General features: G+C 41.3%; 17 protein-coding genes and 1 riboswitch. Of the genes, 5 read left to right on the forward strand and 12 right to left on the reverse strand.

The genetic code is table 11. The annotated features are described in order from the left end of the window. Nucleotides 1–31: 31 nt before the first annotated feature. The 3 genes from D0466_RS02705 to D0466_RS02715 are packed head-to-tail and all read right to left on the reverse strand — an operon-like array spanning nucleotide 32 to nucleotide 2,839. Nucleotides 32–1,402 carry a hypothetical protein gene (locus tag D0466_RS02705; protein WP_117321027.1) on the reverse strand — a complete coding sequence of 457 codons (1,371 nt, stop codon included), beginning with the start codon at nucleotides 1,400–1,402 and terminating at the stop codon, nucleotides 32–34. After that, a complete protein-coding gene (locus D0466_RS02710; protein ID WP_117321028.1) occupies nucleotides 1,395–2,096 on the reverse strand; it encodes a response regulator transcription factor in 702 nt (233 codons plus the stop codon). The genes D0466_RS02705 and D0466_RS02710 overlap by 8 nt, the downstream gene beginning before the upstream one ends. After that, the gene (locus tag D0466_RS02715) at nucleotides 2,093–2,839 is read right to left on the reverse strand and encodes a sensor histidine kinase (protein ID WP_117321029.1); all 747 of its coding nucleotides are present in this window, start codon (nucleotides 2,837–2,839) and stop codon (nucleotides 2,093–2,095) included. The genes D0466_RS02710 and D0466_RS02715 overlap by 4 nt, the downstream gene beginning before the upstream one ends. Nucleotides 2,840–3,149: 310 nt before the next feature. Between D0466_RS02715 and D0466_RS22745 the strand changes: the two genes are divergently transcribed. Then, the gene (locus tag D0466_RS22745) at nucleotides 3,150–3,248 is read left to right on the forward strand and encodes a nitroreductase family protein (RefSeq protein WP_233522576.1); all 99 of its coding nucleotides are present in this window, start codon (nucleotides 3,150–3,152) and stop codon (nucleotides 3,246–3,248) included. A gap of 285 nt (nucleotides 3,249–3,533) precedes the next feature. On the opposite strand, the gene D0466_RS02725 is transcribed toward D0466_RS22745, so the two are convergent. The 8 genes from D0466_RS02725 to D0466_RS02760 form a co-directional block, all read right to left on the reverse strand. After that, nucleotides 3,534–4,721: a CaiB/BaiF CoA transferase family protein gene (locus D0466_RS02725; RefSeq protein ID WP_117321030.1), complete on the reverse strand. Its 1,188-nt coding sequence runs from the start codon at nucleotides 4,719–4,721 to the stop codon at nucleotides 3,534–3,536. Between the two features lie 315 nt (nucleotides 4,722–5,036). Further along, nucleotides 5,037–5,453 (reverse strand): hypothetical protein, encoded by a 417-nt coding sequence (locus tag D0466_RS02730; protein ID WP_117321031.1) that lies wholly within the window; start codon nucleotides 5,451–5,453, stop codon nucleotides 5,037–5,039. Nucleotides 5,454–5,639: 186 nt separating this feature from the next. Then, nucleotides 5,640–5,915, reverse strand: coding sequence for a phage holin (locus tag D0466_RS02735; protein ID WP_117321032.1), 276 nt, complete (start codon nucleotides 5,913–5,915; stop codon nucleotides 5,640–5,642). Between the two features lie 133 nt (nucleotides 5,916–6,048). Continuing rightward, nucleotides 6,049–6,777, reverse strand: coding sequence for a 7-carboxy-7-deazaguanine synthase QueE (gene queE / locus D0466_RS02740; RefSeq protein WP_117321033.1), 729 nt, complete (start codon nucleotides 6,775–6,777; stop codon nucleotides 6,049–6,051). Continuing rightward, nucleotides 6,770–7,282 (reverse strand): 6-carboxytetrahydropterin synthase QueD, encoded by a 513-nt coding sequence (queD, locus tag D0466_RS02745; RefSeq protein ID WP_233522509.1) that lies wholly within the window; start codon nucleotides 7,280–7,282, stop codon nucleotides 6,770–6,772. The genes queE and queD overlap by 8 nt, the downstream gene beginning before the upstream one ends. Then, the gene (gene queC, locus D0466_RS02750) at nucleotides 7,251–7,910 is read right to left on the reverse strand and encodes a 7-cyano-7-deazaguanine synthase QueC (RefSeq protein WP_117321035.1); all 660 of its coding nucleotides are present in this window, start codon (nucleotides 7,908–7,910) and stop codon (nucleotides 7,251–7,253) included. Before queC ends, queD begins: the two co-directional genes overlap by 32 nt. Nucleotides 7,911–7,967: 57 nt before the next feature. Next, a riboswitch (PreQ1 riboswitch) is annotated at nucleotides 7,968–8,010 on the reverse strand. Between the two features lie 187 nt (nucleotides 8,011–8,197). After that, nucleotides 8,198–8,962 (reverse strand): DUF4931 domain-containing protein, encoded by a 765-nt coding sequence (locus D0466_RS02755; protein ID WP_233522510.1) that lies wholly within the window; start codon nucleotides 8,960–8,962, stop codon nucleotides 8,198–8,200. Between the two features lie 63 nt (nucleotides 8,963–9,025). Continuing rightward, entirely contained in the window at nucleotides 9,026–10,837 is a 1,812-nt protein-coding gene (locus D0466_RS02760) for a putative bifunctional diguanylate cyclase/phosphodiesterase (RefSeq protein ID WP_233522511.1), read from the reverse strand. A 295-nt stretch (nucleotides 10,838–11,132) separates the two neighbouring features. Between D0466_RS02760 and D0466_RS02765 the strand changes: the two genes are divergently transcribed. From D0466_RS02765 to D0466_RS02780, 4 genes are all read left to right on the forward strand, one after another. Next, the gene (locus tag D0466_RS02765) at nucleotides 11,133–11,921 is read left to right on the forward strand and encodes an HAD family hydrolase (protein ID WP_117321037.1); all 789 of its coding nucleotides are present in this window, start codon (nucleotides 11,133–11,135) and stop codon (nucleotides 11,919–11,921) included. 109 nt (nucleotides 11,922–12,030) lie between these two features. Beyond that, on the forward strand, nucleotides 12,031–12,918 hold the full coding sequence (locus D0466_RS02770) for a LysR family transcriptional regulator (protein WP_117321038.1): 888 nt from the start codon (nucleotides 12,031–12,033) through the stop codon (nucleotides 12,916–12,918). A 117-nt stretch (nucleotides 12,919–13,035) separates the two neighbouring features. After that, nucleotides 13,036–13,404 carry a CidA/LrgA family protein gene (locus D0466_RS02775; RefSeq protein WP_117321039.1) on the forward strand — a complete coding sequence of 123 codons (369 nt, stop codon included), beginning with the start codon at nucleotides 13,036–13,038 and terminating at the stop codon, nucleotides 13,402–13,404. After that, nucleotides 13,401–14,096, forward strand: coding sequence for an LrgB family protein (locus D0466_RS02780; protein WP_233522512.1), 696 nt, complete (start codon nucleotides 13,401–13,403; stop codon nucleotides 14,094–14,096). The genes D0466_RS02775 and D0466_RS02780 overlap by 4 nt, the downstream gene beginning before the upstream one ends. 127 nt (nucleotides 14,097–14,223) lie before the next feature. Here the strand turns inward: D0466_RS02780 and D0466_RS02785 are convergent, their stop codons facing one another. Then, nucleotides 14,224–14,946: a CBS domain-containing protein gene (locus tag D0466_RS02785; RefSeq protein ID WP_117321040.1), complete on the reverse strand. Its 723-nt coding sequence runs from the start codon at nucleotides 14,944–14,946 to the stop codon at nucleotides 14,224–14,226. Nucleotides 14,947–15,079 lie beyond the last annotated feature (133 nt).

Raw genomic sequence — 15,079 nt, forward strand, 5'->3', positions numbered from 1 at the left:
GAAGGGGAATTTATAAAATCTTGTGCAATTTTTATATAATTTTATTGTTTTCTGAAAAATCGGAATAATGGATGATGAGGCCAAGCAAAAACGAAGAAATTAATCCAATATATAAAGATAAGGAAAACGAATTGTTCAAGCAATAAAAAGCTATTGTTCCCATTGAAACAAACAGGATGGCCATAGGGATCCATGACGGCAAATTTCCCCTTTTGAACAGGATTGCCATGGAAGGAATTGCAATGGAAGAAGCATAAAGTATATATATAAATACGATGTGCAGGGAACGGCCGAATAATGAACTGGCAAAGAGAACCGAGACAGCCCCCACTATTAATGAAAACAAATAAACTCTTTTAGTTGTAGCCAGTTTACTGCCAAATTGTTCAAGAAAGGCTGACACCAGTGAATTAATCGAGTATAGAGAGAAAATGATCGAATATGCTACCGTAATAAACCAAATGAAGGTGGCGACTGTCAGTAACAATGTTCCCTGAATGTCTGTAAAAGACTGGATGATTGCCTTCCAATTTGAATCGATATGTTGGCTTGCTATGTATACAAAATAGGCAAGCAAAGAAAGTGAAAATGAAGCACTACCCAGGACCGCCAACTTTATGGTTGAAGAAAAATGGGGTCTTTTTACTGACAGTAACACCCTCCAAACGAAGAGACTGGTAGAAATTTTCGAAAATGCCAAAGAAACCACAATTAAAAAAAACAGGAGCATGTATTCTGAATTGGCAGTATGTAGTAAAGACCAGTGACGATACTGCCCATAAACTTGTTCAATCCCTTTTATGACGTATAAATAGATAGGTAAAAAAACAAGGGCCGCGCCGCTTACTATCATCAAAACCTTAATGGCCCTGGTTATGCCCGCAATCCCTCCAAGACCTGAAATTATCACACAGAATGAGACCAATAGTGAAATAAACAGCAGTCCATTTACATTAAAAAGCATCCGGAACAACCACAGAGCAAAGATGGGCTGGATAATAAGCCCGTCCAAATTGGCCAGAAACAGAATGATGAAAGAAAGTTGCCTTCCTTTTCGCGGAAATCTCCTGAAGTATAAATCTGATAAACCTAAAATATTTTCAGTAGCTGCTTGTTTAATTGCAAGTGGCATAAATCTGGAGAGAAGAATATAAACAAGCATGTAAAAACTGAGCCAATAGAGGATACTTACACCCAACCCGAACGCAATACTTGAAAAAAACGCCATTTCATATGTCCAGGCTGAAAAAAAACCTGCCCACACCATAACCGTCCCTTTCCCAATCCCATATTGGGCGGTGGGAGTAAAATAATCTTCAAACGAGCGATGTGCCCCTATTATTTCGAGACAATAAATGAGAATGCCTGCTCCGAAAAATAAAAAATAATACCAATCAAACATTTTTTTCTTTCTCCTTGTACACACTTGGAGAAACACCTGTATACTTTTTAAAGGACGTACTGAAATGGTTTTGGCTCGAAAAGCCGGTCCTTTCCGCAATAATTCCCATGCTTAAAAATGGGTTTTGCTTGATCAATTCTTTTGCTTTTTCAATGCGGAATTCCACAACGTATTCCTGAAAGTTTTTCCCCGTTTCTTCTGTAAATTTCCGACTCAAATAAGAGGGGCTAACATGAATGAAAGAACCGAGCTCCTGCAGGTTCAACTTACAGGCATAATGCTGATGGATGTGTTCCATTACTTGATTGATTTCCGGTGAGAGATGATTACCGCCAAAATGTGAAATGTAATGGTCAAGCGCTTGATAAAGCTCTTTAGCAATCACAGGTTTGGTTAAATAATCCATAACCTGAAGTTTGATTGACCTTCGGGCATAATCAAATTCCTGATATGCGGTAATCATCATGCATTCTGTCTTGTAATTTTCCTTTATGTAAGCACACAAGTTCAGCCCATCCTCACCCGGCAAATGAATGTCGATCAATGCCAGTTGAAAAGAATAATCCGCGAGCAGCCGTTTTGCCACCGCCGCATCTTCCGCCTCCTTTATTTCACATAAGGGATATTTTTCTCTTATTAAATATCGCAATTGCTCTAATTCAAGCGGCTCATCATCAACAATCAATATTCTCATTTTCCATTCCCTCCCGGACTGTAAGGCCACTCTGCCGTGACGATTGTAAACGCATCAATACGTCCTAATTTGACTGATGTCCTTAAATCGTATATCAGCTTTAACCGCTTGCGTATATTGGCAAGACCCACCCCGCTCTTTTCCTCTTGCTCCGGCTTTTCATCCGGTCCATTATCCTTTACTGAAAGCCTCACCCAGTTCCCATACCTTTTCAATTCTATATGAAGAAGCTTTTCACCGGATTTTCTTTCTAGTCCATGTTTAAAGGCATTCTCTACAAAAGACTGAAGAATGTAGGGAGGGAGTAATGTCTGCTCAGCATATTGATCAATAAGATAGCTTACCTGTAAATTACGGCCAAACCTCAGCTGTTGGATCGATATATAGTGTTTCGTATACTCCAGTTCAAGAAAAAATGGAACAAGCGCATCTTTATCTTTGTATTTATAACGCAAGAACTGCGAAAACTCTTCCATGGCTTCCACTACTTCCACGGTTCTGCCAAGTCTGCCCAATGAAAGCATGGCATTTAAGGAATTAAATAGGAAATGAGGCTGAATTTGCTGGTTCAATTGTAAATATTCCATTTTTTGCAGTTCCTTTTCTAGCTTAATCCGCTTATTCTCCAATTGGAGATAGTCGAATTCACGTTCAAAAAAGTCTAAGAGCAGCAGCAAAACAAATCCGCCGATCGGCAGCCCGATTGCCGCGAGGATAATGAAGGTGAATATAGTGGCATTCATAAGGCTTTCTCCTCAGTATAATGGACATATTTTAAACCTAGCGGCCCAATAGTGCAACACAGTTTTTTCTTTGAGGGAACACAAGGGTACTGCTTTTCTTTACGATAAATCGTCCCACTTGACGAATGATGCTTACTTATAGTAAGCAGTAAGCTCTGTTTTCCCCTTGCTTTTAGTAAATTGGATTATATGGAGGAACAACGAGATGCCAGGTTTAAAGGAGATATCTCTATCAAATGTCATTAAAGAGCGTCATTCCGTAAGAAAATAGGACGCTTTTTATAAAGTGGAGCGGGAAGAAATTGAAGAAATGCTTAAAGAGGCGGTCCTTGCCCCATCATCCAGCAACCTTCAGCCCTGGGGATTTTTTTTCATAACTGACCAGAAAACAAAAAAAGAACTAAGGTAAATTGCCGACAATCAAGAGCAGGTTGAAACTAGCTCTGCCGCGATCGCTGTATTGGGCGATACCGAGCTGTACCAAAATGTTGAAAGATCTATCTGGCGAATTATGAAGCAGGTTTTACGGATGAGGAAAACATCCGAAGGCTGATTGTTGGTACGAAGAATACGTATCCGCTGGCTCCCAACCCGTTTCCCTGTTGAAGACGTAGCACGCTTTGTATAAGGAAAAAACGAAGGATCCCTTTATATCTCATTGGGATCCTTCATTCATTGATTAGGGGCTTTCTCCCTAGGCTATCGTTCCGTTCTCCCTAAGAAAGGCGATTTCTTCCTCACTCTTGCCCATTGTCCGCAGAATTTGATCGGTATGCTCTCCAAGTCCAGAACCAGTATGTGCATAAACCGGTTTAAATGCTGTAGATTTAATCGGATTTGCGATTTGTTTTTGTAAGCTGCCGTTACCATCCGGCACCCCTACTATCATCTCTCTTGCTAAAATTTGGGGGTGATCGCAAGCCTCAGCAAAGTCTAACACGGGTTCAACGCACGCTTCTGTTTGAGCAAAAATTCCCTTCCACTCAGCAAAGGTTTTCTCGCGGAATATTTTCTTAAACGTTGCCTTTAGCGACTTTATTCCGTTCTCACTGTGATCTAAAGCTGCTTTTACTAAGTCAGGCCTTCCAATTCCCTCGCAAAGTGCGATGAAGAACTTTGGCTCAAGGCTTCCTACTGAAAGGTGCCGCCCATCGCTTGTTTCATAGAAATCATAAAAACTGCCGCCGTTCAACAGCATATTTTCGCGTTCTGGCTGATACTTGCCTGTTGCGACAAATCCAGATCCGAGCATCGCATTCATCGTAAAGCAACTGTCAGTCATAGAAATATCGAGCCACTGCCCTTCCCCGGTCTGTTGCCGGTATATGACTGCAGATAGAATTCCGATAATCGAATGCAGCGAACCTCCAGCTATATCAGCGACCTGCGTTCCAATTGGCATAGGTCCTGTTTCTTTTCTTCCGGAATACCCCATAATGCCTGAAAGCGATAAATAGTTGTTATCATGTCCGGCCCTGTAACGGTACGGCCCGGTTTGTCCATAGCCCGTGAGCGAACAAAAAATGAGGCGCGGGTTCATCGCTTTCAATGCATCATAGCCGACTCCCAGCCTGTCCATAACGCCAGGCCTGAATTGTTCAAGGATAATGTCGTATTCCTGCACCAGCTCCTTGACAATTTCAACCGCTTCAGGCTGTTTTAAATCAAGGGACATCGACATTTTTGAACGATTTAAATGTGCATGAGCCGCTGATACTCCGTGTACAAAGGGAGGAAAGGTTCGCGTATCATCCTTCCTTACATGGGATTCTATCCGAAGCACTTCCGCCCCAAGGTCCGAGAGCATCATCGTCGCATAAGGTCCCGGCAGCAACGTTGAAAAATCTAATATCTTTACACCTTTTAACAGGCTCACAGGCATATCCCCCTTATAATGATTTCCTATGTAAATATCTTATCAAAGAGGGGTTCATATAGGGAGTATATTTGCTGAATTTTCTAAAAAATGAACGTATGCAAATCTTGTTGATATCCAACCGCATTTATAGATAAAGCATCCGAATTTATTGATTTCCACTCTGAATTATTGATATAAGTAAAATTTTATGCTTAATTTATTGATAAAACAGAGTATTTGTTCATTCCCAATCTATTCTGTAAATATAAAAGCGCCTTTTCCTATAGGGGGGGAAGGCGCATCTATTTACTAGTATTAATATCAACTGAAACTGAGGGTTCAAGGATGGTCATTTTTCGCCTCTTCAAATGGGGCGTAGAATATTCCCTTCGGTCCAAGCATGTCCGTTTCAGAGAGCTGCCTTTCCCCATTCACTTGATAAAATCCGGATGGAAAATAGTCAAAAAGGCCTGATGTCTGGAATATCTCGACGTAATAGTCGTGCAAATCCTCCATTAATTCAAGATATTTCCCGTGGTCAATAATATCACCGAATTCATTCAGATCAAAATTCTTCTTAATCGCTTCCTGAAATTCCTCATGGTCGGTTGTGGCTATATATAAATCAACGTCTCCGCATTCCATACAAAGGAGCATTTCCTCTTCTTTCACTTCATCATACGAAGCTTGCACGATATCCTTTAAAATTTGCTCGATTTTTTCCTGATTCACTAACTTCATCTTGGTTGTAAGCATTGTATCTCCTCCCAGAATCTACTGGTAGTATAAGCATTACCCTGTTTTTTACACGTACAGCTTATGACATTATTGTATAACTTAGCGGGGAAAATGTCTTGGATGGTGATTGGCGTGTGAAACCATACTTTTATCATGCCGGCAACTTTGGTGAAGATAATTGGAGGAACGCTTACGTGAACCAAATTATTTAGGTTCTGAATAATTTTTGGCACGTTCACTATCGCTAAGTCCCTTTGTGGTTGGATCCACTACGCCGCCGATTCCAAGGAACGTGATGGCGAAAAAGTTGACGATCTGCATAAAGCCGTTCAGGGCATCATCACTGATTGTGAAGCCGATTGGATAAATAAATTGATTGATGAAGGCCAATATCATTTGAGCCAAAATTAATAAAGATGGAATGCCAACCGTTACGATCCAGGTTGGGTTCCTGAATCTTAATCTCCAATTGATCATCATTTTCCTCCTTTGTTATTTCGTTACGATAATTTATACATCTTTTGGCGAAATTGCTTGTACTATTGACTGGAAAAATTAAAAAAACGGCTGGTTTCCCATAGTAGAAAACCAGCCGTTAATGGTTGATATTAAATTAAACGCCCCTTTTATTGCCCCAAATATAGGTGTGCAATTGCGGCAGCACTTTGACATTTGTCAATTCTTCATCAAGCATGACTTTTTCGATTAACCATTCGTATTTCTTCAAAAGATTGCTGATAAGCTCCTGGTTATCTGCCGTCTTATTGTCATCATTCCCAACCTGCATAAAAAAGGGAACATTTGGATAACGCCTATAAACGTCCTTAGCGTATTGAAAATCTTTATCATCGAATACGACAACTTTCAGGCTTACATTGTTTGTTGGACCCAAATCCATAAGCTTTTCCAGTATGGAATCAAGCATGCCAAAATTGGTATTCATTCCGGAGCTCGGCGGCTTTGGAGATATGGTCAGTTCATCAATCTCCAAAAACCAATCCTGCCACCTGCTTCCCTGTGTTTCCAGGCAAACCTTTATTTCGTTTTGGTGCAATAACTCAATGAGGCTGTCAAGATTTTTTAACAGCGCGGGATTTCCGCCAGATATCGTGACAAAAGAGAATCCATTTCCGCCAAGTCTCTTAAGTTCCCCCCAGATTTCTTCCGCTTCCATCTGGACGATATCTTCCTTGCCGGAACCATCCCATGTAAAGGCAGAGTCGCACCATGAACATGAATAATCACAGCCTGCCGTCCTGACGAACATGGTTTTTTGGCCAATCACCATGCCTTCTCCCTGAATTGTAGGTCCAAAAATTTCCATAACAGGCACTTTACTCAATTTCCATCCACTCCCGTCTTGCTTCCGCGTAGCTTGTCGGAGTTTCATAAAGCTTTATAAATTCCACTCTCGCTCCATCATATTGTTTTTTTCTATCCGCAAGGGCTTCAGCCATTTTCTCATAAATCCAGACAACCATGTTTTCAGCTGTTGTATTCATCAATGGGAGAGTTTCATTTAAATATCTATGGTCAAGATGGATTTCAATCTCATTTTTCCAAATCTCTTTTATATCCCCGAAGTCCATCATAAGGCCCCTATCATCAACAAAACCGCTTATACCAAAAATAACGCGGTATGTGTGGCCATGCAGATTTTTGCATTTGCCTTCATAGCAGTGCAGGTGGTGAGCGGCGTCAAAAGTGAATTCCTTGCTCACAAGAACCCGCTTTGAATGGTATTTTAATTGCGCGCGCTTTATGTCTTCATCTATTTTCTGGAGTTTGTCAACGATCCTGAAGCCGTACATGCTATTAAAACTCCTTTCTGTTTTGCAAATATTCATCCAGCCCGTTTTTGCGCAGTTTGCATGCAGGGCATTCCCCACAGCCGTCAGCGATTACGCCATTATAGCATGTCAGTGTTTTTTCCCTTACAAACTCGAAGGCACCCAGACTGTCTGCCAGTTCCCAGGTTTTCGCTTTATCGAGCCACATTAACGGTGTATGGATGACAAACGGGTAATCCATGGAGAGGTTCAATGTGACATTCAAGGATTTGATGAAAATGTCCCGGCAATCCGGATAGCCGCTGAAATCCGTTTCACATACACCGGTCACGATATGTTTTGCATCTATCTGCTTTGCAAGCACCCCGGCGAACGACAGAAATAATAGATTTCTTCCCGGGACGAATGTTGACGGCAGCCCGCCCTCTTCCCCATCCCTGACTTCAATATCGTTCCTTGTCAGGGCATTGGGGGCGAGCTGGTTTAAAAGGGACATATCCAATATATGATGCCTGATGCCAAGCTCTTTTGTAATATTCTTAGCACATTCAATCTCTAGACTGTGGCGCTGGTTATAATCAAAGGTTACTGCTTCGACTTCCTGAAACCGTTCCAAAGCCCAGAATAAACAAGTAGTACTGTCCTGGCCGCCGCTGAAAACGATCACTGCTTTATCTTTTTTCATAAATAAGTAGAACTTCCTTTCCATTAAAAAAACAGCACCACTAAGAAAGCAGTCCTGTTTTCCTTAGTTTTTTTGAGAGGGTAGCTAGAACCTCTACCGAATACACGGATTTTGATTCATTTATTTGGAACCACTAGTATAGTAACATAATTTCAGATTTTAAAAAATCCCTTTTCTTACAAATTAAACTTTCCTGCTCATCTTTGGAGAAATTCAATCCATTCCCCTACCGGTCCATGAAAAAAATAGCGTACCCATTTGGCAGAGTTTTGTATTCCGATAATGTGCTAGGAAAAATAAATGCTCTTGATTTGTTCTGCCACACTTTCGATATCATTGGAAACCTGCGGAATCATATACCCGATGAAATAAGGAGATGCAACAAACCTGGGCATTATTTTGCAGGCTATATAGGAATCCATATGATAAAAAAATAAGTTATAGCTCTCGCATTTAAATTGGAAGTCGTTCAATAGAAACTTTACGGCTGCCTGGACACAATCTGCCATCTTATTCACTTGTTCCACATCGCGAATCATTACATTAAATTCGTAAAACCCCATGATTGGATGGTTGGAAAGGGTAAATGAAACCGCATCATCTTTAAAGATGGTGATCCCGCTAAAAGTATTTTCCTTGATTTTCTCTTTATAATCAACATTCTCGAACCCGACGATTTGCATATGCGGATGGCTGATGGTGCCGCCGGAAAGCGGGCCATGATTTTTATATAGCACCACCGACCTGTAAACACCGCTTTCCTCCATCTCCATCCAATGCCTGATGGCAAATGCAAAAAGCCTATGTATATGTTCTTTTGAATACATAGATAGTTCATCTTCACACTTATCCGTTTCAATCAGGACCGTTTGAAATGTGTTCTCTAACGTTTTGTATTTATTTTGCAATAAGATGAGCGGCCCTTCTTGGGCAATGATATTTTCCAGGCTTTCTTTGGCACAAAATGGGCATGCTGTGCTGTTGTTAGCGATTGTCTTTGGCTTTTGTTTCCCTAATTGGGTTATAAATTGCAGCTGTTGTTCCATAGCCATGTTTCACCTCTAATAATAAGCATCATACAAACTTCTCCATTTTATATTCGCTACTTAATTACATTATTCCTTTTCCAGCAGATCTAAATGAAGTGAATCAACAGGCATCGGCCGGCTGAAGAAATATCCCTGGCCTTCATCACATCTTTCTTCGGATAAGTATTCCAGCTGGCTTTGGTTTTCAATCCCTTCTGCAACGACACTCATATTCAAGCTATGTGCTAAAGAGATGATCGCGGAAGTAATCCGCTTTCCATTCAAGTCCCTGTTAATGTCTTCGATGAAACTGCGGTCAATTTTCACCTTGTCAAACGGATATTGACGCAGATAGCTTAGGGACGTATATCCAGTCCCAAAATCATCAATAGATAGAGATATTGCTACTTCCTTTAATTTTAACAAACTTTCTTTAATGAACTCTATATCCTCTAATAAAATGCTCTCGGTTACCTCCAGTTCAAGCCATTGTGGCTCAAGCGCAGTTTCTTTCAGAATCTTTATGACTGTTTCAACAAAATCGTAGTGCTGCAATTGTTTCGTAGAGATGTTTACGGCTACCTTGAACGGTGGAATTCCGGAATCCTGCCATTGCTTATTCTGGCGGCAAGCCGTTTTAAGTACCCACGTGCCGATGGGTATGATTTGCCCGCTTTCCTCCGCAACAGCGATGAAATCATTGGGCGATATTAGACCAAGTTCCGGATGGTGCCAGCGGACTAACGCTTCGGCTGCGATCACTTTCTGTGTGTTCAGGTCGATGATTGGCTGATAATATAATTCCAGTTCATCATTTTCAATGGCCTGCTTTAAATCTCTTTCGATGGCCAATTTATATGATGCTTTCTGATCAAGTTCCTCAGAATATATGGTATAACTATTCCTTTTGTATTTCTTGGTATAGCACATTGCGGTATCAGCGTTGTGGATTAAATTAAAAACATTTTCTTCTCCGCCCTGGCTAAAAGCAATCCCTATGCTAACCGAAAGTGTGACAAGCTGGCCGGAAACATCGAAGCTATTTGCCATGTCATTACTGATTCGTTCCGCAGTCCTGATTACTTCTTCTTTCTTAGCATACGGGATTATGATGGTGAATTCGTCTCCGGCGAAGCGGCTGATCGTATCTGTTTTCCGCAGAATCTGCTTTAGACGCTGGGCAATCATGATTAATAATTCATCGCCCATTTGATGGCCCAATGAGTCGTTGACGAACTTGAACCGATCGAAATCCAGGAACAGCACCGCAAAGCGCCTGCCGCTCTCTTTCGAATAGTTGATTAATTGCTCCAAACGAGTTTCGAAAAACTTTCGATTTGGCAATTTAGTTAATGGATCATGGTATGCGAGCTCCTCCATTTCCCTAAACAGAGCTTCATACGCTTCGTGCTTTTCCAGAAACTCCAGATGTGTCGAAACCTGCTCGGTAATGTCGGTCACACTGCCAAATAAGACTTTTCTTCCGCAAATGGAGGCAGTGGTAGAATGGATTTCTGTATGGATGATGCCTCCGTCTTTTTTTAACTTTCTAAGCTTGAGGCGGGCTTCGTCTTTTTCTCCCAATCTTCCTTCTTCCAAAAGCTGTTTAACAAGCTGGATATCTTCTGGATGGACAAAATCTAAAACTGAAACACGTATTAATTCATCTTGTTCATAACCTAGAAGGCGCATGTAAGAAGAATTGGTATATATATAGGTGCCATTCTCCACAATATAAATGCCAATAGGAGAATTTTCAACAAGCGTTTCAAGAATCTTTTGATATAAAAAGACATCACCCTGTTGATTTTTATCATTTGTTGGGAGTTGTTTTATTAAATCACCCACAGAAAAAGGGTGATTGGCATGTCCATTCCCGATTCCGTTAGAAATTATCAAACGTAACATCTCCTGGTAAAAACATAATATTCGGCAAACAGGTCTTTTTTCCTAAGACCTTTAACCTGTTACTTTTAATATTATTGGATATTTTACCATTCTGTCCAATAAGGCTTAAACAATCAATTCATGCATTCAGACTCCTTCGAATTCTTTTTAAACATAAATTTTGTCCATTCGGGGTGAATTTATAGAATTTTGAATGCCCATTTATTTCCGTTTGTAACAAGCTTCATTGGAAAAGTTACAATATTCGTTATATCATGGGAAGGACGCAAATTTTAAGGAGTGCATTATGGAAGCTTATAAAATTCTTTTTTTGGATATAGATGGGACAATTATGCGTCCTGATGAAACGATGGAGGAGTCCACAAAAACAGCGATAGCCCGGGTTCAGGAACAAGGAATTGAAACCGTGCTTGCCACAGGCAGGCCCCTTCATGAAATCGCTGAGATCGGGCAATTGTTGAACATAAATTCTTTCATAGGCTATAATGGCGCTTATGCCGTATATCAGGGCCACGATGTATTCAAAAAACCGATGAGCAGCAGTTCAGTTGAATTATTCCTGGATACTGCTAGGCAACACGGTCATGAGCTGGTTCTGTATTCGAGTACGAAAAATCACTTTACAACCCTGGCTGGTCGTGTGGTGGAGCGATTTATGGAGCAATTTCATTTAAAAAAGAATGAAGCGTTTACCTCGGATGTGCTTGACGATATCCTTGGCATTACGATCATCGGTTCGGCAGACAACGATGCAGAGCTCTATAAATCTAAGGAAGGGATTTATTTATCACAAGTAAATGTTGATGGATTCCGAAATTGTTTTGATGTAATCCGTTCCAATGTTAATAAAGGAACAGGTGTAAATGCCTTATTAAGTCAGCTTGATATTCCCCGTTCGGCAGCGATTGCTTTTGGAGATGGAATGAACGACAAAGACATGTTGTCCGCTGTCGGGGAAAGCTTTGCGATGGGCAACAGCATGCCTGAACTATTTGCCTTTGCAAAGCATAACACCACGGAAGTGACCAATTCGGGTGTTTTTAACGGCCTAAAATCGCTTGGATTGGTAGATTGAATGTGCCTTTAACAGGCAAATTTAAAACCATACATTAAAATAGCGGTTACACAGGAGATCCTGAACCAATAGGATCCACTTTTCATACAATTTTTCGGAGTTGGTAAATTTGGAATTGCGGCAGCTTAAATATTTTCTGGAAGCGGTAAAGCAAAATAATATAACGAGAGCTTCGGAACATCTGCATATTTCACAGCCTGCTTTAAGCAAAATGATCAAGAGCCTTGAGGAGGAAGTAGGCATGCCCCTCCTCCTCCGTTCCCATAAGACGGTCGAAATGACTGATGCCGGGCAAATCGTGTACGAATACGCCCAAAAAATACTTGCCCAGGTTGATGAAATGAACACCACTTTAAATGATATGACCAGCCTGGTTCGCGGCCAGATCAATATTGGCCTCCCACCTATAATAGGCAGCCTTTTCTTCCCCAAGGTGATGTCGGAATTCCACCGGCAATATCCGAATGTCAAGATCAACATAACCGAATATGGCGCGGCAAGGGTGGTAACTAGCGTGGAACAAGGCGAATTTGAGCTAGGCGTGGCCGTACTGCCGGTAGATGAAGCGCAATTCAATATATATCCGATTGTCAAGGAAGAATTGCAGCTGCTGGTTCCCAAACAGCACCCCTTATCTGCCAGGAAAGAAGTCCACATAAAGGAACTCAAGGAGGAAGAATTTATCTTTTACAGTGAGGAATTTGCCCTTTATGATTTTGTGCGGAATCAATGCATCGAAGAAGGTTTTGAGCCAAAGATCCTCTTCAAGAGTTCCCAATGGGATTTTATGACGGAAATGGTCGCCGCCAATTTAGGGATCTCTATCCTGCCTGAGTCCATTGGCGGCCGGGTAGAAAATAATCATATCAGCATACTAAAGCTAAACCCTGTTTTCCCATGGCATCTGGCGTTAATAACAAAAAAGGATCGCTATGTCTCCTTTGCAGGAAGGGCCTTTATCCAGTTTCTGCAAAAAGAGTACCGTCATAACTTATAGTTATGCAAATGATAATAAATATATATTTTACGAATACCTTTTTTCGTCTTAATATTACCTATACACAAAAGTGATGGACCATATATGGTCTGTCCTTTTTTAGGAAGGATGTTAACGATGAAAATAGGAATTATCATTCTGCAAATACTGTTTATTCATATATTTCTATTTTTTGGAGCTGTTATTAAACAACTTCTGCAAATTCCGATACCCGCTTCAATGATTGGGCTTCTTCTCTTGTTGGCGGCGCTTATGTTGAAAATAGTCAAGCTGGAATGGCTGGAAAGAGGAGCAAACTGGCTGCTGTCCGAACTGCTTCTATTTTTTATTCCCTCTGCAGTAGGGATCGTCAATTATGATGAAATTCTTAGCTGGCAAGGTGCGGAGGCAGTTCTTTTAATTGGCATAAGTACGTTCATCGTCATGGGGACTACCGCATTTGTATCCGAAAAACTCGATCATAAAGAAAGGAGGGGCGCAAGGTGAAGCTAATCCTTTTTACGCTCATCACCATTTTCATCTATATGCTGGCAAAACGGGCATATAAAAAGTGGCCTTTCCCCTTCTTGCATCCTTTATTGATCAGTCCGCTTGCTATCATTCTATTGATCACGGCAGCAAATGTACCGGCAGCCGAGTACCTGGAAGGGTCGAAATGGATATCCCACTTGCTGGGACCGGCAACGGTGGCATTTGCGATACCTATATACAAACACATGCACTTATTGAAGAAATACTTGAGAAACATCATTCTCAGTATTACGACGGGAACACTTGTGGCCATTTTTTCTTCTTTTGCCCTATCCCTATTTATGCATTTGAGTCCCGATCTTATTGTCAGCATCCTGCCAAGGTCGATCACTACCCCGATTGCGATAGAGGTTTCAAAGGAAATTGGGGGTCTTCCTGCCTTGACAACCGTGTTTGTCATTTTTACCGGAGTAATCGGCGGCATTATCGGCCCTTCTGCAATCAAGTGGCTTTCGATTACCTCTCCTGTTGCCAGGGGTCTCGCCCTTGGAATGGGCGCGCATGGTGTCGGGACCAATAAAGCAAGGGAATATGGCGAACAGGAAGCAACATTTTCAACACTTGCCATGATCCTTGCTGCCTGGATCACGATGTTTTGGGGCAATTCGCTGATCCCATTAATGACCAGGATCATACCTCAGATGTAATACACCGTTTCACATAGTAACGCATTACCGCGCTGGGGGTCAGACCCCCAGCGCTTTAACGTATTAACGTGTCTGGGGTATAATCCCCGTTGCTTTAACGCATTCACTGTACCGGGGGACTCCCCCCCTAGTCACTTATTTCTGCTTCAAGCAAGTCCCAGGATGTGATAATTCCGTTTGGCTTTTCTTTGTCTGATCCAGTTTTGGTGATTAGTATGGCTTCAATTTTCTGATTCTTTGCGTGATATTCCTCGAAAATATCTTCTATTTCGAACAGGCTGCTGTCCTGGGAAACAAAAACAACATGGTGTTTGATTCTGCCATTATATAATTCTCCCACTTTTACCTGTTTAAGATTCATGTTTTCATTCGAAAAGTGTTCAGCCAGATATTTAACAATCTCAGCTGATGTTAGCAGCCAGGCATATTCCCCATTCGATTTGTACACGGGAAACTGGGAAAGCGATTCTTTTTTTATTGCGGCAAGCACCTCAGAAAGCATGTCTGTTTCCTGGAAATAAGTAACCGGCTTGGTTGCAATTGAAAGTGCCGATGCCGGCTTCTCAAACTCATCGGCAATGCTTTCGATTTTATTTATGATTTCGAGATGGGGTTCGGCAATATAGAACCCCTCCTCTATCTTTTCATGGACAATGGCATTTCGCAGTTTTGCAAACTGGGATAAATCATGTTCATAATAACGGATGAATGCATGGTTTTTACCCTTATATACCAGGTCGCTGAATTTATCAGTTTTTGCATTTTTTACTGTCTGCATCAAGGCCTTATGAATCCGATTGAATGCTGCCTCAAAACGTTCTGACTGGCTTTGTTTAGTTTGTGTGTCCATCTTAGATCTCTCCTAAAAAATAGTATCCTTACTATCTGAGTCTTTCCCTTTATTACCTGATCTCTAACATAAACCGGTACATTGAGGTCTATTAAGGGATCCAGCCTCGGGGTAATATATAACCATAATATTG

Origin of the sequence: Peribacillus glennii (assembly GCF_003429105.1) — a bacterium.
Lineage (GTDB): Bacteria > Bacillota > Bacilli > Bacillales > DSM-1321 > Peribacillus > Peribacillus glennii.